Below are 19,483 nucleotides of genomic sequence, written 5' to 3' on the forward strand. Positions count from 1 at the left end.
TTCAACTAACCAGCTAGTAGCACCGCCGAGAGGTTGTTGGTCGAGTGAGGCGAAGCAGCTCGAGCCCCGCGGATGAATCCGCGCGCGGCAACTTCACCCCGCCGCAGCGCGCGGCCGCACCGCCCGTCGACGTGCCCGCGGACCCGCCGGCGAAGGGCAGCACCAGCAGGTTCTCGCCCCGCAACTGGCGTGTGGCGACCCGTCTGAACGCCATCCTGCTCCTGCCCGTCCTCGTCGGACTGGTCATGGGCGGCTTCCAGGTGAAGGGGTCCATCGACACCTGGAACGAGGCCAAGGACGCCGAGAAGACCGCCCGCGTCGTGCAGGCGGCGGCGGAGTACGGCCAGGCCCTGCTCAACGAGCGCGACCTCACGGCCGAGCCGCTGCTGAAGGGCGACAAGAACAACCCGGCCGTCGCGAAGGCCTACGCGGCCACCAACGACGCCCAGGAGAAGTTCGCTCTCGCGGTCAAGGACCTCCCGGAGAACCAGGGCCTGGAGCGCCGCCTGGAGCTCTTCCGCAAGGAGGAGCCGAAGCTGGAGGCGGTCCGCAAGTCCGCCTACACGGCCCCGGAGACGGCGAAGAAGAACCTCCCGTCCCAGGCCGGCCCCATCCCCACCGAGGACGGCTACCTCCTCGTCCAGCACTACCTGATGCAGTTCTCCAACGAACTGGGTCTGGGCACCGGCAACGTCACCAGCTACGGCCGGATGGTCTACGCGGTCGAGCTCGCCAAGGCCGCCGAGTCGCTCCAGCGCGCCATCGGCACGCACCTCCTCGTCCGCCCGAGCGAGAACGAGGAAGTCCGCAAGGCCCAGCTGATCGCCTTCTCCTCGTACGCCTACCTGGAGGAGATCGCCGTCGGCGAGTACGTCGCGGCGGGCACCGAGGAGGACGTCAACCGCCTCCGCGAGGTGATGGACAAGAAGAAGAAGGACGGCGAGGCCAAGATCGCCGCCGCGAAGGGGCAGGCCGAGCAGGCCGGCACCCCGTTCAAGGCCCCGCCCGCCGTGGGCGGCTCGGCGCTCGCCGGCATGACCGAGGCGATAGCCGGCGGCGAGAAGCCCGCCGCGCTCGCCAAGAACGGCACGACCCCGCAGGCCTGGCAGGCCGCCGCCACGGCGAAGTTCGAGGGCTACGCCGAGATCGAGAAGGAACTCCTCGACAAGGCGGTCAAGGACACCGTCGCCATCTCCGAGGACGCCCGCAACGACGCCGTCGTCACCGGCGCCATCGTGGTCGTGGCCCTGCTGGCCGCGTTCATCCTGGCCGGCATGGTGGCCCGCCAGATGAGCCGCTCGATGCGCCGCCTGCGCTCCGCCGCCTTCGACGTGGCCGAGCAGCGCCTGCCGGCGCTCGTCGACCAGCTCTCCCGCACCGACCCGGGCAAGGTCGACACCCGGGTCGCCCCGATCCCGATCGACTCCCGGGACGAGATCGGCGAGGTCGCCCGCGCCTTCGACCAGGTCCACCGCGAGGCGGTCCGCCTCGCCGCGGAGCAGGCCCTCCTGCGGGGCAACGTCAACGCGATCTTCACGAACCTCTCCATGCGCAACCAGTCGCTGATCGAGGGCCAGCTGACCCTCATCACCGACCTGGAGAACAACGAGGCCGACCCGGACCAGCTGGAGAACCTCTTCCGCCTGGACCACCTGGCCACCCGCATGCGCCGCAACGGCGAGAACCTCCTCATCCTCGCGGGCGAGGAGCCGGGCCGCCGCTGGGACCAGCCGGTCCCCCTCGTGGACGTCCTGCGCGCCGCCTCCTCGGAGGTGGAGCAGTACGAGCGCATCGAGTTCGAGGGCGTCTCCGACGCCGAGATCCACGGCCAGGCCGTGACCGACCTCGTGCACCTGCTCGCCGAGCTGCTGGAGAACGCCACCACGTTCTCCTCCCCGCAGACCAAGGTCCGCGTGAACGCCACGCGTCTGCCCGACGGCCGCGTCATGGTCGAGATCCACGACAAGGGCATCGGCCTGACCGCCGAGGACTTCGCGGACATCAACCACAAGCTCGCCAACCCGCCGACCGTGGACGCCGCGATCTCGCAGCGCATGGGCCTCTTCGTGGTCGGCCGCCTGGCGGACCGGCACAACATCCGCGTCCAGCTGCGCCCCTCGGGCGAGGCCGCCGGCACCACGTCGCTGATCATGCTCCCGGACGCCATCACCCACGGTGGCGGCGGCGAGGGCATCCCGGACGACGAGTTCACCGTCTCCTCGATGATCCCGCAGCAGGCGGCCGAGCAGGACGCCCCGCTGCGCACGGCGGCCGAGCTCGGCTTCGACGACTCCCGCTACGACGCCGACGGGGGCCCCGCGGGCCCGGTGGGCCGCTCCCTGGGGCACCAGGAGCGCCGCGCGGCCCTCGCCGCCCAGCTCCACCAGCCGCAGGGCGGCCAGGAGCAGCCCGAGCAGGAGTATGCGGAACCGCAGCCGGAACACGGGTACCAGGAGTACCCGGAGTACGGCGGGCAGTCGGCTCCCGTCTACGACCCGGCCTACGACAACGGTCAGGCGCACCACCAGCAGCAGGGCTACGAGGCGTACCCGCAGCAGGACTACGGTTATGCGGAAGCCGGCTACCAGGAGCCGCACCAGGACTCCCAGGCATACCAGGGCGGTTACGAAACCCAGGCTCAGCACGGTGCCTGGCCGGAGCAGAACACCTACTCCGAGGGCTACGACCAGGGGTACGGGACCGAATCGGAACCCCCCGTCGCTCCCGAACCCGCCGCGGACCGCGTAGGCTTCGACCGTCCGGGCGCCGCTGCCGACACCGGTCACGCACTGACCGGAGCGGGCCTGCCGCGCCGCGGCAGCCAGCAGCAGTGGCAGCCGGCGCAGCAGGAAGCGGAGTCCCCCGGATCCCTCTTCGAGCAGCGGCCGCAGCGACAGCAGCAGGCCGCCGCCCCGAAGGCGGACGAGGAGGCCGGCCCGGGTTGGCGCTCGAAGAACGACGAGCGCTGGCAGCAGGCCGGAAAGCTCCGCGAGCCGAAGGCGGGCGGGGTCACCCCGTCCGGTCTCCCTCGGCGGGTGCCCAAGGCCAACCTGGTCGAGGGCTCCGCGGAGACGACCCCGCAGGGCGGCCCCCAGGTCTCCCGCGCTCCGGAGGACGTCCGCGGCAGGTTGAGCAACCTGCGGCGCGGTGTCCAGCAGGGACGCAGCGCGGGTACTGAGCAGTCAAGTAACAGCTATGACCAGGAGCGTTAGTGTGAGCCCGATGAGCCAGGCGGCACAGAACCTGAACTGGTTGATCACCAACTTCGTGGACAACACCCCCGGGGTGTCCCACACGGTGGTGGTCTCCGCCGACGGCCTCCTTCTGGCGATGTCCGACGGATTCCCGCGCGACCGCGCCGACCAGCTGGCGGCCGTGGCCTCCGGACTGACCTCGCTGACCGCCGGAGCCTCCCGCATCTTCGAGGGCGGCGCCGTCAACCAGACCGTGGTCGAGATGGACCGGGGATTCCTCTTCCTCATGTCCATCTCCGACGGGTCCTCGCTCGCGGTGCTCGCGCACCCCGAGTGCGACATCGGCCTCGTCGGCTACGAGATGGCCCTCCTCGTCGACCGCGCAGGCACGGTCCTCACCCCGGACCTGCGCGCCGAACTGCAGGGAAGCCTTCTCAACTGACCCACCATCCCCCGGCCGGACGGTACTTCCGGCCGGGGGACCGGGGCCCCGCCCCGGGATCCAGTACCACCGCCAGGCCGTCATACCGTCCCCCCACCGGCCGCCCCGTCAGACGGCACGCTGACCACTGCTGTCCAGCCCGGAGGATCAATGACCCCGCCCCCCGCCTACTCCGATGCGTACGACGACTCGTCGTACTCGGAGGGCGACCAGCCGCTTGTGCGCCCGTACGCGATGACGGGCGGCCGGACCCGGCCCCGCTACCAGCTCGCCATCGAGGCGCTGGTCAGCACGACCGCCGATCCGATGCACCTGTCCGGCCTGCTGCCCGAGCACCAGCGCATCTGCACGCTGTGCCGCGAGGTCAAGTCGGTCGCGGAGGTCTCCGCCCTGCTGTCGATGCCACTCGGCGTGGCGCGCATCCTGGTGGCCGACCTGGCAGAGGCCGGCATGGTGGCCATCCACCAGCCGGGCAACGGAGAGGCCGGCGGTACGCCGGACGTGACACTGCTCGAAAGGGTGCTCAGTGGACTTCGCAAGCTCTAACGGCGGGGCGGCTCGCTCCACCACCTCCGCGAAGATCGTGGTGGCGGGCGGCTTCGGCGTGGGCAAGACCACGTTCGTCGGCGCGGTCTCCGAGATCAACCCCCTGCGCACCGAAGCCGTCATGACCAGCGCCTCCGCCGGCATCGACGACCTCACCCACACCGGGGACAAGACGACCACCACCGTCGCCATGGACTTCGGCCGCATCACCCTGGACCAGGACCTCATCCTCTACCTGTTCGGCACCCCCGGACAGGACCGCTTCTGGTTCATGTGGGACGACCTCGTCCGCGGCGCCATCGGCGCCGTCGTCCTCGTCGACACCCGCCGACTCGCCGACTGCTTCCCCGCCGTCGACTACTTCGAAAACAGCGGCCTCCCCTTCGTCATCGCCCTCAACGGCTTCGACGGACACCAGCCCTACACCCCCGAAGAAGTCCGCGAAGCACTCCAGATCGGCCCCGACGCCCCCATCATCACCACCGACGCCCGCCACCGCGCCGACGCCAAGAGCGCCCTCATCACGCTCGTCGAACACGCCCTCATGGCACGGCTGCGGTAGTCCCCGCGGCGCACGCGTACGCGAAAGGCCCCCGAGTCCACCGCCGGACCGGGGGCCTTCGCCGTACCCGGGCCGGGTGGCCCGGCGGGGGCCGCTGCCCCGCGCATCCCCGCAGGCATGCGTCAGGCCCCGCACCCTTCGCGGGGTGCGGGGCCTGACGGGCGGCTCGGCGGGGTCAGCCCTGCCAGCTGTGCGGGGCGCGGAAGCCGGGGGTGCGCTCCAGGCGGCGCCAGCCGGCCTGGGAGCGCGGGCGGCGCGGGCCGTCCTGGGCGGGCACGGCCGCGGCGCGGGCCAGCAGGATCGCGGTGATCGCGGCCAGCTCCTCGGGGGCGGCGTTGCCCTTCTCGACGCGCAGCAGGGTGTCGGCGGTCATGCTCATCGGTGGCAGATCTCCTTCGTTACTGCGGCGGGTTGCCGTGCTTGCGGGACGGCAGGTCGGCGTGCTTGCTGCGGAGCATCGCGAGGGCGCCGATCAGCGTCTCGCGGGTCTCCGCCGGGTCGATGACGTCGTCGACGAGGCCGCGCTCGGCCGCGTAGTACGGGTGCATCAGCTCGGCCTTGTACTCCTTGACCATGCGCGCGCGCATGGCCTCGGGGTCCTCCGCCTCGGCGATCTGCTTGCGGAAGATGACGTTCGCGGCGCCTTCGGCGCCCATGACCGCGATCTCGTTGGTGGGCCAGGCGTAGGTGAGGTCGGCGCCGATGGACTGGGAGTCCATGACGATGTAGGCGCCGCCGTAGGCCTTGCGCAGGATGAGCGAGATGCGCGGCACGGTGGCGTTGCAGTACGCGTAGAGCAGCTTGGCGCCGTGGCGGATGATGCCGCCGTGCTCCTGGTCGACGCCGGGCAGGAAGCCGGGGACGTCGAGCAGGGTGACGATCGGGATGTTGAAGGCGTCGCACATCTGGACGAAGCGCGCGGCCTTCTCGGAGGCCTCGATGTCGAGGACGCCCGCGAGGTGGGCCGGCTGGTTCGCGACGATGCCGACGACCTGGCCGTCGAGGCGGGCGAGGGCGCAGATGATGTTGCGGGCCCAGCGCTCGTGGATCTCCAGGACGTCGCCGTCGTCGACGAGCTCCTCGATGACCTTGTGCATGTCGTACGGGCGGTTGCCGTCGGCGGGGACCAGGTCCAGCAGGACGTCCGAGCGCCGGTCGGCGGGGTCGGTGGTCTCGTGGACGGGCGGGTTCTCGCGGTTGTTCGAGGGGAGCATCGAGATGAGGTAGCGGACCTCGGAGATGCAGGTCTCCTCGTCGTCGTACGCGAAGTGCGCGACGCCGGAGGTCTCGGCGTGCACGTCCGCGCCGCCGAGGCCGTTCTGGGAGATCTCCTCGCCGGTGACGGCGCGGACGACGTCGGGGCCGGTGATGAACATCTGCGAGGTGTCGCGGACCATGAACACGAAGTCCGTGAGGGCCGGCGAGTACGCGGCGCCGCCGGCGCAGGGGCCGAGCATGACCGAGATCTGCGGGATGACGCCGGAGGCCCGGGTGTTGCGCTGGAAGATGCCGCCGTATCCGGCGAGGGCGGAGACGCCCTCCTGGATGCGGGCGCCGGCGCCGTCGTTGAGGGAGACCAGCGGGGCGCCGGCGGCGATGGCCATGTCCATGATCTTGTGGATCTTGGTGGCGTGGGCCTCGCCGAGCGCACCGCCGAAGATGCGGAAGTCGTGGGCGTAGACGAAGACCGTGCGGCCCTCGACCGTTCCCCAGCCGGTGACGACACCGTCCGTGTAGGGCTTCTTCGCCTCCAGGCCGAAGCCGCTCGCCCGGTGGCGGCGCAGCTGCTCGACCTCCTTGAAGGAGCCCTCGTCGAGCAGGAGCGCGATGCGCTCGCGGGCCGTCAGCTTGCCCTTGGCGTGCTGGGCCTCGGTGGCGCGGTCACTGGGTCCACGCCGCGCCTGCTCGCGCAGGGAGTGCAGCTCGGCCACGCGCCCGCGGGCGTCCGTCGGCTCGCTGGGGGTCTGGTCCACAACGGTCATGTACCGACCTTACGAAGCGCGCCATGGAAATCCTCCGTTGGTTCCACACAGTCTCGGCCGTGTTCCGCTGTCCGGCCCGCACAGAACCACGGACGAGTGCAGGGAGACCACCATCTGAGACCCGTGCCGATTGTGGGATCTCCATAAAAGCTGCATGGGCGCCCCAGAGAAGTTGAAAGTTAAACGGAATCCTTCTAGTGTGGATGTCGTTGAAGGTTGAACCAACTACCGAGGAGCACACCATGGGCATCTTCACCCGGCGCACCGAGCAGTCCGTCTTCGCCGACGTTCCCGCGAACGCCCCCGCCGCCGACCCGGCGCTGGCCGCCCTCACCGGCGACTACGCCATCGACCCCGCGCACAGCAGCATCGGCTTCACCGTCCGCCACGCGATGGTGACCAACGTCCGCGGCAGCTTCGGCGACTACTCGGGCTCGCTGCACCTGGACGGCGGCGACCCGTCGCGCTCCACCGCCTCGATCGACGTCAAGATCGCCTCGGTCGACACGGGCATCGGCGACCGCGACGCCCACCTGCGGGGCGAGGACTTCTTCGCCGCGGAGCAGTTCCCGCTGATGACCTTCCGGTCCACTTCGGCGGCCCGGATCGGCGCGGACACGTACCGGATGACCGGCGACCTGACCATCAAGGACGTGACCCGCCCGCTCTCGATCGACCTGGAGTTCGGCGGCGCCGCCACCGACCCCTACGGCAACGAGCGCGTCGGGTTCGAGGGCGCCGCCGAGATCCTGCGCTCCGACTGGGGCCTGACCTGGAACGCCGCCCTGGAGGCCGGCGGCGTCATGGTCAGCGACAAGGTCAAGCTGACCTTCGACATCTCGGCGGTCAAGCAGAACCCGGCCGCCTGACGCGGCACCGGGCAGCACCACCGGACCTCCCGGGGGCGGCTAGAAGCCGCCCCCGCCGTCGAAGCCGCCGCCGCCGAAGAAGTCCCCGCCGCCGAAGTCCGAGGCGCCGAAGTCGCCGCCCTCGAAGCCGCCGCCGTAGTCCGAGGCGTACGCCGGGCCGGCCATCATCGAGCCCAGCATCGTGCCCATCAGCAGGCCGGGGAGCAGCCCGCCGCCGAAGTACCCGCCGGCCCAGGGGCCGTAGACCGGGCCGGCGTCGTAGTAGGGGCGCGGCCCGTACTCGGTGTCGACCGTCCGCACCGCCGGGTCCCGGCCCTCGCGCAGCCGGACCGCGTCCGCCGCGCACACCGGCACGCTGCGCGGCGTCCCGCCGGGCGGCGTCCAGTCGCCGTCCTCGGTGCTCGGCCCGTGGCGCGGGTCGAAGAAGCAGGGCGGCCTCCGCTCGGGCAGCGGGGCCCCGCGCCGGCACGCGTCGAGCCGGGCGAGGGCGAAGCGGCCGTCCTCCAGGGCCTCGGTGACGCCTCTGACCTCGTCGGGCCGGTTGACCGCGGCCATGATGTCCTTGGCCTTCTCGTACGCGTCGAGGGCGCGGGCGTAGTCGGTGCGCATGGCGTCGTCGGCGCCGGGTTCGCCGGGGTGGAAGTCCAGCCGGTCGAGTTCCTCGCCGAAGACGGTGATGTCCTCGTCGACGACGACGCGGAGCTTCTCGACGGCCTCGCGCTCCTCTTCCTCCCGCCTGCGGCGGCGCCGCCGCGAGACCGCGTACGCCCCGCCGCCGCCCGCCAGGGCGAGCACGCCGAGGGTCACCAGTCCGCCGACGGGGACGCCGCCGCCGGTTCCGCCGTCCCAGGAGGCGGGTGCGCGGCCCCTGGCCTGGGCGAGAGCCTGGTCCACGAAGTTGTCGAGCTGGGTGGCCGCGTCCACGGGGCCGCCGGCCTTCACCGCGTCGGTGAGGCTTCGTACGGCGCTCGCCGGCATGACGGCCCGGTCCGCTCCGGCGTCGAAGCCGTCTCCGAGCCGGATCGCGTAGACGCCGGCGATGCCGGTCTGGGCCCGGACGGTGCGCAGCACGCTGTCGGGCGGGAACTCTCCGGTGGCGGGCAGGACGGCGACGAACACCGGCTTGTCCGCATCCTCGATCTTCTTCGCGAGCGCGTCGGCCTGCTCCCGGGAGAGCTGGCCGGCGGCTCCGGGGTCGACGTAGACGGGGCCCCGTTCGAAGGCCTCCGCGACCGCGGCGGGGCCGGTTGCCGCCGCGGCCTGCGGGGCGGCCGCGAGGGCGGCCGCGGACAGGGACAGCAGCAGACCGGCGAACACGGATATCAGCCTGGTCCTCATACCCCGAAGCTACCCGTAACGGGTGATTTCCGAACGAATCGGGTGTAGGGGAATCCAGGATTCCGGTGAGCCCGGTGGCCTACTCGGCCGGCTCGACCCCCGCGTGCAGGAGGCCGTACGTGATGGCGTCCTCCAGGGCCTGCCAGGATGCCGCGATCACGTTCGGGGCGACGCCCACCGTGCTCCACTCGCGGACGCCGTCCGTGGTGGAGATCAGCACGCGGGTCGTGGACTCCGTGCCGTGCGTGCCCTCCAGGATGCGCACCTTGTAGTCGGTCAGCTCGAACTTGGCCAGCTGCGGGTAGAAGCGCTCCAGGGCCACCCGCAGCGCCCGGTCCAGGGCGTTGACGGGGCCGTTGCCCTCCGCGGTGGCGACGATCCGCTCGCCCTTGGCCCACAGCTTCACGGTGGCCTCGTTGGCGTGGGTGCCGTCCGGGCGGTCCTCGACGATCGCGCGCCAGGACTCGGTGCGGAAGTACCTGCGGGCCCGGCCCTCGGCCTCCGCGCGCAGCAGCAGCTCGAAGGAGGCGTCGGCCGCCTCGTACGTGTAGCCGGCGAGCTCCCGCTCCTTGACGCGCTCGACGACGCGGGCGATCAGGGCGCGGTCGCCGCCGAGGTCGACGCCGAGCTCCCTGCCCTTGAGCTCGATGGAGGCGCGGCCGGCCATGTCGGAGACCAGCATGCGCATGGTGTTGCCGACGCGCTCGGGGTCGATGTGCTGGTAGAGGTCGGGGTCGACCTTGATGGCGGAGGCGTGCAGGCCGGCCTTGTGCGCGAAGGCGGAGACGCCGACGTACGGCTGGTGGGTGGAGGGGGTGAGGTTGACGACCTCGGCGATGGCGTGCGAGATGCGGGTCATCTCGGCGAGGGCCCCGTCGGGCAGGACGCGCCGGCCGTACTTGATCTCCAGGGCGGCGACGACGGGGAAGAGGTTGGCGTTGCCGACGCGCTCGCCGTAGCCGTTCGCGGTGCACTGGACGTGGGTGGCGCCCGCGTCGACGGCGGCGAGCGTGTTGGCGACGGCGCAGCCGGTGTCGTCCTGGGCGTGGATGCCGAGGCGGGCGCCGGTGTCGGCGAGGACCGTGGAGACGGTGGCGGTGATCTGCGCGGGCAGCATGCCGCCGTTGGTGTCGCAGAGGATGACGACGTCGGCGCCGGCCTCGTGGGCGGTGCGGACGACGGCCTTGGCGTACTCGGCGTTGGCCCGGTACCCGTCGAAGAAGTGCTCGCAGTCGACGAAGACGCGGCGGCCGGCGGCCACGAGGTGGGAGACGGTGTCGCGGACCATCTCCAGGTTCTCTTCGAGGGTGGTGCGCAGGGCGAGCTCGACGTGCCGGTCGTGGGACTTCGCGACGAGGGTGATCACCGGTGCGCCGGACTCCAGGAGGGCGCGCACCTGCGGGTCCTCGGCGGCGGTGCCGCCGGCCCGCCGGGTCGCGCCGAAGGCGACGAGCTTGGCGTGCTTGAAGTCGATCTCGGCGCGGGCACGGGCGAAGAACTCGGTGTCGCGGGGGTTGGCGCCGGGCCAGCCGCCCTCGATGAAGCCCACTCCGAAGTCGTCCAGGTGCCGGGCGATGGTCAGCTTGTCCGCGACGGTGAGGTTGATGCCCTCGCGCTGGGCGCCGTCGCGCAGGGTCGTGTCGAAGACGTGGAAGCCGTCGTCGGGTCCCTGCACGGGCGCGGTGGCCTGTGTCGTCGTCATGCGGGTCTGACTCCTGTCGGGTGAGTGGTTTCCGGGTGCCCGGGTTCCACTGCCCCCATCATCGCGCGCGCTGCCGTCCCGGCCCGATGGGCGCCGGTAAACGAAAAGACCCCTCGCGGGTGCGAGAGGTCTGCGCGCGGGTCAGGGGCACGGTGGCCGCCGCCGCGAAGGTCTTCCACGGGTTCAGCGGTCACTGCGGACCGGCGCGCTGCTGCCGATAATCATGAGCTGAGCAAGCACGTCGGCAGTCTGGCACACCGTGCCGCGGGCCGTCCGGGCCGTCTCACGATACGAGAGACTGATCAAGGAATTCCGAGACGTGGTCGAGGATGTCGCGCCGCCCGATGCCGGGCAGCCCGACGGCGACCTGGATGCTGAACCCGTCCAGCAGGGCCCGCAGCCGGGAGGCGTGGCGGTCGGGGTCCACCGCCTTGAACTCGCCGCGCGAGATGCCCTCGGCCAGGAGGGCGACCAGGTCGCGGTGCCAGGCGCCCTCGATGGCGGCCTGCCGCTCCCGCTCGCCGGGGCCGGCGTCCTGCGAGCGGTTCCACACCTCCAGCCAGAGCGTCCAGTGCGGGTCGCGGGCCCCGTCGGGCACGTACAGGTCGACGTACGCCTCCAGGCGCTCGCGGGCCGTGCCGCGGCGGGCCAGCAGGGCCCGCCGCTCGGCGCCGAGGGCGGCCTCGCTCCACTCCAGCGTCTGCAGCAGCAGCTCGTCCTTGCTGCCGAAGTAGTAGAGGAGGTGGCCGCTGCTCATGCCGACCTGGCGGCCCAGGCCGGCCATGGTCAGGCCGTCCAGGCCGCGCTCGGCGATGGTGGCCATCGCGGCGGCGAGGACGTCCTCGCGCGGCGGCGCGTTCTTCCGCGCCGCTCGTGCTCCACCCGCCGCCATGGGCCACTCCTCGTCGATCGGCCGCAGGTCACACCTTCGGCTGCTGCTGGGTGATGCAGTGGATGCCGCCACCCCCGGCGAAAATCGTACGTGCGTCGACGAGCGTCACGGTCCGGTCGGGGAACAGGCCGCGGAAGATCCCGGCGGCCTCCTCGTCGCGGGGGTCGCCGAAGGCGCACAGCACGACGCCGCCGTTGCAGAGGTAGTGGTTGATGTAGGAGTAGTCGACCCACTCGCCGTCCGCCTCCAGGACGGTCGGCGCGGGCACCTCGACGACCTCCAGGCGGCGGCCCCGCGCGTCGGTCGCGGCGCGCAGGAGGGCGGCGATGGTCTTGCAGCGCTCGTGGTCGGGGTGGGCCGGGTCCGGCTGGGTGTGCACGACGACGACCCCGGGGCGGGCGAAGGCGGCGACGATGTCGACGTGGCCCTGGGTGCCGTAGGTGCCGTAGTCGCCGGCGAGGCCGTACGGCAGCCAGATGGCCTTGGTGGTGCCGAGGTGGGCGTGGATCTCGGCCTCGACCTGCTCGCGGGTCCAGCCGGGGTTGCGGCCCTGGCCCAGCTGGACGGTGTCGGTGAGCAGGACCGTGCCCTCGCCGTCGACGTGCAGGGCTCCGCCCTCGTTGACCAGCGGGGTGCTGTAGGTGCGGCTGCCGGCCAGGTCGGAGACGTGCCGGGCGATCTTGGAGTCGTGCTCCCAGCGGGCCCACTCCTGGGCGCCCCAGCCGTTGAACGTCCAGTCGACGGCGGCGAGGCCGCCCCGGCCGTCGGTGACGAAGGTGGGGCCGATGTCGCGCATCCAGGCGTCGTCGAGCTCCCGCTCGACGACCGTGAGGGGGTGGCCGGGGCCGGCTCCGGCCATTGCCCTGGCGCCCTCGGCGTCGCCCGGGGCCGCGACCAGCGTCACCGGCTCGTGGACGCGCACCGCGCGGGCGACGGCGCCCCACGCCTCGCGGGCCTCCGCGAGTTCGCGCTCGTCGGTGAAGGTGGGGTTGGGGCTGGGCCAGGCCATCCAGGTCCGCTCGTGGGGCGTCCACTCGGCGGGCATGCGGAATCCGTCGGCGACAGGGTTGGTCATGGCGGGGGTCCTTAAGGGGTGGGCCGGCTCAGAGGAAGTACAGGCGGTTGAGGGCGACCGAGTCGGCCGCGGCCGAGTGCAGCGGGTCGCCGTCGAGGGTGACGAGCCCGGTGCGGGCGTCGACGTCGACCGCGCCGGTCCGGGAGTTGAGCAGGAGGTCGGCGGGGCCGATGCCGCGGGTGCCGCGGACGGCGACGCGGCGGCGGCGCGTGGGCATCGCGTCGCCGCCGAGGGCCGCGGCGGCCGCCGAGACGAACGCGACGGAGATGTCCGCGGCCGTGGCCCCGTACGCCCCGAACTGCGGCCCGAGGACGAGCGGCTCGCAGGTGTCGGTGGCGGCGTTGGGGTCGCCGGTGACGCCGTACGCGGGGAAGCCGGACTTGAGGACGAGCTGCGGCTTGGCGCCGAAGAACTGCGGGCGCCACAGCACGATGTCGGCCAGTTTGCCGACCTCGATGGAGCCGATCTCGTGGGCCAGGCCGTGGGCGATCGCCGGGTTGATGGTGAGCTTGGCCATGTAGCGCAGGACGCGGGCGTTGTCGTCGCCCTCGCCGTCGCCGTCCATCGGGCCGAGCTCCGCCTTCATCTTGGCGGCCATGGCGAAGGTGCGGCGCACGGTCTCCCCGGCCCGGCCCATGCCCTGGGCGTCGGAGGAGGTGATGCCGATGGCGCCCAGGTCGTGGAGGACGTCCTCGGCGCCCATGGTGCCGGCGCGGATCCGGTCGCGGGCCATCGCGGCGTCCCCGGGCAGGTCCGGCTTGAGGTCGTGGACGGAGACGATCATGCCGTAGTGCTCGGCGACGGCGTCCCGGCCGAAGGGCAGCGTGGGGTTGGTGGAGGAGCCGATGACGTTCGGCACGCCCGCCATCTTCAGCACGTTGGGGACGTGCCCGCCGCCGCAGCCCTCGATGTGGAAGGCGTGGATGGTGCGGCCTTCCAGGACGCGCAGGGTGTCCTCGACGGAGAGGCACTCGTTCAGGCCGTCCGAGTGCAGGGCGACCTGGACGTCGTGCTCCTCGGCCACGCGCAGGGCGGTGTCGAGTGCGCGGGTGTGGGCGCCCATGTCCTCGTGGACCTTGAACCCGCTCGCGCCGCCCTCGGCGAGGGCCTCCACCAGGGGGGCCGGGTCGGAGGAGGAGCCGCGCGCGAGGAAGCCGATGTTGACGGGCCAGGCGTCGAAGGCGTTGAAGGCGTGCCTCAGCGCCCAGGGCGAGTTGACTCCGACGCCCCAGACGGGCCCGAACTCCTGGCCGATGACGGTGGTGACTCCGGCCGCGAGCGAGGCCTCCATGACGCGCGGGGAGAGCAGGTGGACGTGGGTGTCGACCGCCCCGGCGGTGGCGATCAGGCCTTCGCCGGAGACGATGCTCGTCCCGGTGCCGACGACGACGTCGACGCCGTCGAGGGTGTCGGGGTTGCCGGCGCGGCCGATGGCGTGGATGCGGCCCTCGCGGATGCCGACGGACACCTTGCGGATGCCGAGGACGGCGTCGATGACGAGGACGTTGCTGATGACGACGTCGCAGGTCTCCCGGACGGCGGCGGCCTTCAGGTGCAGTCCGTCGCGGGCGGTCTTGCCGAAGCCGGCGAGGAACTCGTCGCCCGGCTTCTGCGCGTCGTGCTCGACGCGGACGGTCAGCCCCGAGTCGCCGAGGCGGACCCGGTCGCCCGCACGGGGGCCGAAGACGGCGGCGTACTCGTGCGGGTCGATGTGCCGGCTGCCCGGCGCGCAGTGGTCGCTGTGCCTGGTCTGCCTGCTCATGCCCGCTCTCCTTCCCCGGCGCCCGCCGGGCGGCCGCCTGCCGTCTCCGCGCCCAGGTAGCCGCATGCGGCGGCCCGGCGCAGGGCCTCCTCCTTGGCTCCCGGGGCGTCGAGCGGCCCGTCGACGAGCCCCGCGAAGCCGATGGCGATGCGGTCGCCGCCGAGGGGGACGAGGCCGACCTCGCCCTCGCCGTGCGGATCGAACCGGACGGACGATCCGGCGGGGACGCACAGGCGCATGCCGTAGGCGGCGGCCCGGTCGAAGTCGAGGCGCGGGTTGGCTTCGAAGAAGTGGAAGTGGCTGGTGACGCTCACCGGCACGGCGGCGGTGTTGCGCACCCGCAGCCGGAGGGCCGGCTCCGGCTGCGGGGCGCCGGGGCCGGGTACGACGGCGCCGGGGGCGTCGTCGCCGAGGAGGGCGGCGCCGCGGATCGGCGAGGGGACCACCGCGAGGCGGGAGCCGTCGTCGAAGACGGCCTCGACGTGCACTTCGGTGACCACGTCGGCGACGCCGGGCAGGACGTCGTCCGGGCCGAGGACGCGGGACGCCTCCTCGATGGCCTCCGCCAGGCGCTTTCCGTCGCGGGCGGCCTCGCACACGGTGTCCGCGACGAGCGCCGTGGCCTCGGGGACGTTGAGGCGGAGTCCGCGGGCCCGCCGGGCCCGGGCCAGTTCCGCGGCGCTGCGCAACAGCAGGCGGTCGCGCTCCGTAGGGGTCAGCCGCACGCCGATCCACCACCTTTTGCCTCGATGGGTTAGAGCATCACTCTAACTCTGGAATGCGTGGCACGGAACCATTGACCGGACAGCAGGGCCTGGGTCACATTGAATGCCGCTCAAACGAAGCGCCACCACCCCCCGCCCTGCCCAAGGGAGTCCCCCATGCCCATAGAACAGCGCGGAGTCGACACCATCCCGGAGGAGGAGCGGACCAGCGGCCCCCGCGACCTCGTCGCGATCCTGCTCGGCTCCAATCTGTGCCTCGGCGTGATCGTGTTCGGCTGGCTGCCCCCGTCCTTCGGGCTGGGCCTGGTCCCGTCCGTCACCGCCATCGTGGCCGGAACCCTCGCCGGCATCGCCTTCACCGCGCCGCTCGCCCTGGTCTCCCTGCGCACGGCCACCAACCTCTCCACCTCCAGCGGCGCCCGGTTCGGGGTCCGCGGCCGGCTCGTCGGCTCGGTGGTGGGGCTGCTGCTCTCCCTCGGCTACACCGCCCTGACGCTGTGGATCGGCGGCGACGTCATGGCCGCCGCCCTCGCCCGGCTGACCGGCCTGCCGGACACCGGGGCCGTGCGGGCGGCGATGTACGGCGGGCTCGCGGTGTTCACCGCGGCCGCCGCCGTCTTCGGCTACCGGCTGCTGCTGCGGATGAGCAAGCTGCTCTCCGTCGCCATGCTCCTCCTGCTGGCCCTCGGCGTCGCCGCCTACGCGCCCGGCTTCACCGCCGCCGCCCCGCCGGGGACCGGCTACCTGCTCGGCTCGTTCTGGCCGACATGGCTGCTGGCCGCCGTCGCGGCGGGGCTCAGCGGCCCCGTCGCCTTCATCACCCTGCTGGGCGACTACACCCGCTACATCTCGCCGCGCCGGCACCACCCCCGCAAGGTGCTGCGGGCCACCTGCCTCGGGCTGCTCGCCGGCCTGCTCGTGCCGCAGCTGTTCGGCACGTACACCGCGCTCGCCGCCCGCGCGGGCGCCGACTACGCGGGACCGCTGGTCGCCGCCGCACCCCTGTGGTACCTGGTGCCGCTGCTGGCCGCCGCGGCCGCCGGCTCGGTCGGCAACGCGGGGCTGATGCTCTACTCGATGGGCCTCGACCTCGACGCCATCGTGCCCCGGGCCACGCGCGCGACGGCCACGCTGGCCGCGGCCGCCGTCGCCACCGCCTTCGTCTTCGTCGGCTCCTTCGAGTGGGACGTGCAGTCCGCCATGACCTCGTTCGTGCTGCTGCTGACCGCGATCGGCACCCCGTGGGCCGTGATCACCCTGATCGGCCACCGCCTGTGCCGCGGGGAGTACGACGCCGAATCCCTCCAGGTGTTCAACCGCCGGGCCCGCGGCGGCGTCTACTGGTACAGCGGCGGGTGGAACCTGCGCGCCACCGCCTCCTGGGCGGCGGGCGCCGGGGTCGGCCTGGCCGCCGTGTCGACACCGCTGTACGAGTGCCCCCTGCTGGCCCTGACCGGCGGAGTGGACTGCAGTTTCGTCCTGTCGGGGCTGGTCGGCGGCGCGGTGTACGCGGCACTGGCGGTCCGGCCGCAGAGCACCGCGGCCGCGGAGCCGGCGGGGCCGGTCGCCGCCGCCGCGGCGGCCGAGTAGGCACGACGAGGGCACGACCGGAGAACACAGCCAAGGGGAGGCGCCGTGGAAGAGCTGGTGTACGTGGCGGGCAGGATCGTCAAGGGGGTCGCCGGCCTGGCCTACGCCTTCGGCGACTTCCTGGTGGGCGCCGTCCCCGACGGCAGCGACCGCCGCAAGGACGAGCGGCGCCGGGACGCGGCGGACGAGGAGCGCTGACCGGGCTCCCCCGCCCTGCCCGCAACGGCGAAGGCCCCCCGCGCGGCGCGCGGGGGGCCTTCGCCGTTGCGGCAGGCGGCTGCCGGCTAGCCGAGGGGGTGCATCCAACCGTGGGTGTCGGCGCGGTGGCCGGTCTGGAGGTCGAGCAGCGCCTTGCGGAGCTTCATGGTGACCTCGCCGGGCTCGCCGTCGCCCTGCGTCCAGGAGGCCTTCTCGGACTTGACGGAGCCGACGGGGGTGATGACGGCGGCCGTGCCGCAGGCGAACACCTCGGTCAGGGTGCCGTTCTCGTTGTCGCGCTTCCAGTCCTCGGTGGAGATGCGCCCCTCCTCGGCGGTGTAGCCGAGGTCGCGGGCGATGGTGAGGAGCGAGTCGCGGGTGATGCCGGGCAGGAGCGAGCCGGTCAGCTCCGGGGTGACGATGCGGTCGCCGTACACGAAGTACAGGTTCATGCCGCCCATCTCCTCGATCCAGCGGTGCTCGACGGCGTCGAGCCACACCACCTGGTCGCAGCCGTGCGCGGCGGCCTGCGCCTGCGCGACGAGGGACGCCGCGTAGTTGCCGCCGGTCTTGGCCGCGCCGGTGCCGCCCTTGACCGCGCGCACGTACTCCTCGGAGAGCCAGACGGAGACGGGCTTGACGCCTCCGGCGAAGTAGGCGCCGGCCGGGGAGGCGATGACCATGAACAGGAACTCGTTGGCCGGGCGGACGCCGAGGCCGACCTCGGTGGCGAACATGAAGGGGCGCAGGTACAGGGAGGCCTCGCCGGAGGAGGGCACCCAGGCGCTGTCCTGCTTGATGAGGGCGTCGCAGGCCTCGATGAAGAGCTCGGTCGGCAGCTCCGGCATGGCCATGCGGCGGGCGGAGGCCTGGAAGCGCTCGGCGTTGGCCTCGGGGCGGAAGGTGGCGACGGTGCCGTCGGGCTGGCGGTAGGCCTTCAGCCCCTCGAAGATCGTCTGCGCGTAGTGCAGCGTCATGTTCGCGGGGTCGATCGACAGCGGCGCGTAGGGGACGAGCTCCGCGTCGTGCCAGCCGCGCCCCTCGGTCCACTTGATCGTCACCATGTGGTCGGTGAAGTGGCGGCCGAAGCCGGGGCTAGCCAGGATCGCCTCGCGCTCCGCATCGGACAGCGGGTTCGAGGAGGGCTTGAGCTCGATCGTGGGCGTCGTCATGAGTGCTTGTCCTTCACCGGTTGGGTAGGGCGGACCGCGCTCACGGCGTACAGGACGTCCGAGCTTTCCCCGCATTCCGCGGTCTCGCGTTCGATTATCGCGCGCGAGGCGGCTTCGGTGAAGCGGGGAGGTGTGCGGCCCAGGGGAGATGGTGGCACCCGGGGCCGCGCAGGAAAAGCCGCCGGGTGCGGTGGTCGCGCGACCCGGCGGCTTCCTGGAGCGGGGGCAGCCGGGTCAGCCGGCTACTCGTGCGGCGAGCGAGTCGCCGATCTGATCCGTGTTGCGGAAGGTGCCGTCGCGCTCCGCGAGGTCGGCGGCGACCGCGTCCTCGATGCGGGCGGCCTGCTCCTCGTACCCGAGGTGGCGCAGCATCAGGGCGACGGACAGGACGGTCGCGGTGGGGTCGGCCTTGCCGGTGCCGGCGATGTCGGGGGCCGAGCCGTGGACGGGCTCGAACATGGAGGGGAAGTCGCCGGTGGGGTTGATGTTCCCCGAGGCGGCGAGGCCGATGCCGCCGGTCACGGCCGCGGCCAGGTCGGTGAGGATGTCGCCGAAGAGGTTGTCCGTGACGATGACGTCGAAGCGCTCGGGCTGGGTGACGAAGAAGATCGTCGCGGCGTCGACGTGCAGGTAGTCGGTGGTGACCTGCGGGTACTCGCGGCCCACCTTGTCGAAGATGTTCTTCCACATGTGCCCGGCGTACACGAGGACGTTGTTCTTGTGGACGAGCGTCAGCTTCTTGCGGGGGCGGGCGGCGGCCCGCTCGTACGCGTCGCGGACGACGCGCTCGACGCCGTAGGCGGTGTTGACGCTGACCTCGGTGGCGACCTCGGCGGGGGTGCCGGTGCGCAGGCTGCCGCCGTTGCCGGTGTACGGGCCCTCGGTGCCCTCCCGGACCACGACGAAGTCGATCTCCGGGCGGCCGGCGAGCGGGGTGGCCGTGTTCGGGAACAGCTTCGACGGGCGCAGGTTGACGAAGTGGTCGAAGGCGAAGCGGAGCTTCAGCAGCAGGCCGCGCTCCAGGACGCCGGACGGGACCGAGGGGTCGCCGATGGCGCCGAGCAGGATCGCGTCGTGGGCCTTGAGCGCCTCCAGCTCCGCGTCCGGCAGGGTCTCGCCGGTGCGGTGCCAGCGCCGGGCGCCGAGGTCGTACTCCCTGGTCTCCAGCTTCACGTCCTGGGGCAGGACGGCGGCGAGGACCTTCAGGCCCTGGGCCACGACTTCCTGGCCGATGCCGTCACCGGGGATCACTGCGAGATTGATGCTGGTCGACATGTCGGAACCGTACTCCGTGTCCCAGCCCTCAGACATATTGCGTCCATCATGCGGACAGTGCGTGTCGTGGGCGATCGGTGCGGCGGGCGGGGGCGTTCGGAGGATTGGCCGTCTCAGATAGTAGGAAGTCCGAGTAATTGCGGAGACATACAGCGGCAC

At 72.3% G+C, this 19,483-nt stretch carries 17 protein-coding genes; 7 read left to right on the forward strand and 10 right to left on the reverse strand.

From position 1 onward, the window contains the following. Positions 1-44 precede the first annotated feature (44 nt). The 4 genes from EF903_RS03760 to EF903_RS03775 all read left to right on the forward strand — a co-directional run bounded on the left by EF903_RS03760 (position 45) and on the right by EF903_RS03775 (position 4,744). Entirely contained in the window at positions 45-3,212 is a 3,168-nt protein-coding gene (locus tag EF903_RS03760; RefSeq protein WP_125541142.1) for a nitrate- and nitrite sensing domain-containing protein, read from the forward strand. Positions 3,213-3,222: 10 nt separating this feature from the next. Then, on the forward strand, positions 3,223-3,636 hold the full coding sequence (locus EF903_RS03765) for a roadblock/LC7 domain-containing protein (protein WP_114058494.1): 414 nt from the start codon (positions 3,223-3,225) through the stop codon (positions 3,634-3,636). A 150-nt stretch (positions 3,637-3,786) separates the two neighbouring features. Further along, positions 3,787-4,182 carry a DUF742 domain-containing protein gene (locus EF903_RS03770; RefSeq protein ID WP_125541140.1) on the forward strand — a complete coding sequence of 132 codons (396 nt, stop codon included), beginning with the start codon at positions 3,787-3,789 and terminating at the stop codon, positions 4,180-4,182. Then, positions 4,163-4,744, forward strand: coding sequence for an ATP/GTP-binding protein (locus EF903_RS03775; protein ID WP_037792108.1), 582 nt, complete (start codon positions 4,163-4,165; stop codon positions 4,742-4,744). The genes EF903_RS03770 and EF903_RS03775 overlap by 20 nt, the downstream gene beginning before the upstream one ends. 175 nt (positions 4,745-4,919) lie before the next feature. On the opposite strand, the gene EF903_RS03780 is transcribed toward EF903_RS03775, so the two are convergent. Beyond that, positions 4,920-5,123, reverse strand: coding sequence for an acyl-CoA carboxylase subunit epsilon (locus EF903_RS03780; RefSeq protein ID WP_125541143.1), 204 nt, complete (start codon positions 5,121-5,123; stop codon positions 4,920-4,922). Between the two features lie 19 nt (positions 5,124-5,142). Beyond that, the gene (locus EF903_RS03785) at positions 5,143-6,726 is read right to left on the reverse strand and encodes an acyl-CoA carboxylase subunit beta (RefSeq protein ID WP_125541144.1); all 1,584 of its coding nucleotides are present in this window, start codon (positions 6,724-6,726) and stop codon (positions 5,143-5,145) included. 242 nt (positions 6,727-6,968) lie between these two features. Here EF903_RS03785 and EF903_RS03790 point away from each other — a divergent pair, with 242 nt between their 5' ends. Further along, entirely contained in the window at positions 6,969-7,595 is a 627-nt protein-coding gene (locus EF903_RS03790) for a YceI family protein (protein ID WP_125541145.1), read from the forward strand. Between the two features lie 39 nt (positions 7,596-7,634). Here the strand turns inward: EF903_RS03790 and EF903_RS03795 are convergent, their stop codons facing one another. The 6 genes from EF903_RS03795 to ureA form a co-directional block, all read right to left on the reverse strand. Further along, on the reverse strand, positions 7,635-8,933 hold the full coding sequence (locus EF903_RS03795) for a hypothetical protein (RefSeq protein WP_125541146.1): 1,299 nt from the start codon (positions 8,931-8,933) through the stop codon (positions 7,635-7,637). A gap of 79 nt (positions 8,934-9,012) precedes the next feature. Further along, positions 9,013-10,635: a citramalate synthase gene (gene cimA, locus EF903_RS03800; RefSeq protein WP_125541147.1), complete on the reverse strand. Its 1,623-nt coding sequence runs from the start codon at positions 10,633-10,635 to the stop codon at positions 9,013-9,015. A gap of 283 nt (positions 10,636-10,918) precedes the next feature. After that, a complete protein-coding gene (locus tag EF903_RS03810; RefSeq protein ID WP_125541149.1) occupies positions 10,919-11,527 on the reverse strand; it encodes a TetR/AcrR family transcriptional regulator in 609 nt (202 codons plus the stop codon). Positions 11,528-11,555: 28 nt separating this feature from the next. Then, positions 11,556-12,602 carry an agmatine/peptidylarginine deiminase gene (locus tag EF903_RS03815; protein ID WP_125541150.1) on the reverse strand — a complete coding sequence of 349 codons (1,047 nt, stop codon included), beginning with the start codon at positions 12,600-12,602 and terminating at the stop codon, positions 11,556-11,558. Positions 12,603-12,630: 28 nt separating this feature from the next. Beyond that, positions 12,631-14,364 (reverse strand): urease subunit alpha, encoded by a 1,734-nt coding sequence (locus EF903_RS03820; protein ID WP_125541151.1) that lies wholly within the window; start codon positions 14,362-14,364, stop codon positions 12,631-12,633. After that, entirely contained in the window at positions 14,361-15,089 is a 729-nt protein-coding gene (ureA, locus tag EF903_RS03825) for an urease subunit gamma (RefSeq protein ID WP_125541152.1), read from the reverse strand. Before ureA ends, EF903_RS03820 begins: the two co-directional genes overlap by 4 nt. A gap of 156 nt (positions 15,090-15,245) precedes the next feature. On the opposite strand from ureA, the gene EF903_RS03830 reads away from it, so the two are divergent. Beyond that, a complete protein-coding gene (locus tag EF903_RS03830) occupies positions 15,246-16,679 on the forward strand; it encodes a cytosine permease (protein WP_125541153.1) in 1,434 nt (477 codons plus the stop codon). Positions 16,680-16,724: 45 nt separating this feature from the next. Next, a complete protein-coding gene (locus tag EF903_RS33815) occupies positions 16,725-16,877 on the forward strand; it encodes a hypothetical protein (protein ID WP_185902509.1) in 153 nt (50 codons plus the stop codon). 86 nt (positions 16,878-16,963) lie between these two features. On the opposite strand, the gene EF903_RS03835 is transcribed toward EF903_RS33815, so the two are convergent. Together EF903_RS03835 and EF903_RS03840 are read right to left on the reverse strand one after the other, a co-directional pair. Further along, the gene (locus tag EF903_RS03835; RefSeq protein ID WP_125541154.1) at positions 16,964-18,049 is read right to left on the reverse strand and encodes a branched-chain amino acid aminotransferase; all 1,086 of its coding nucleotides are present in this window, start codon (positions 18,047-18,049) and stop codon (positions 16,964-16,966) included. Between the two features lie 234 nt (positions 18,050-18,283). After that, the gene (locus tag EF903_RS03840) at positions 18,284-19,324 is read right to left on the reverse strand and encodes a 3-isopropylmalate dehydrogenase (RefSeq protein ID WP_125541155.1); all 1,041 of its coding nucleotides are present in this window, start codon (positions 19,322-19,324) and stop codon (positions 18,284-18,286) included. Positions 19,325-19,483: the final 159 nt, after the last annotated feature.

The sequence above is a fragment of the Streptomyces sp. WAC05292 genome (genome assembly GCF_003949955.1).
Taxonomy (GTDB): Bacteria; Actinomycetota; Actinomycetes; order Streptomycetales; family Streptomycetaceae; genus Streptomyces; species Streptomyces globosus.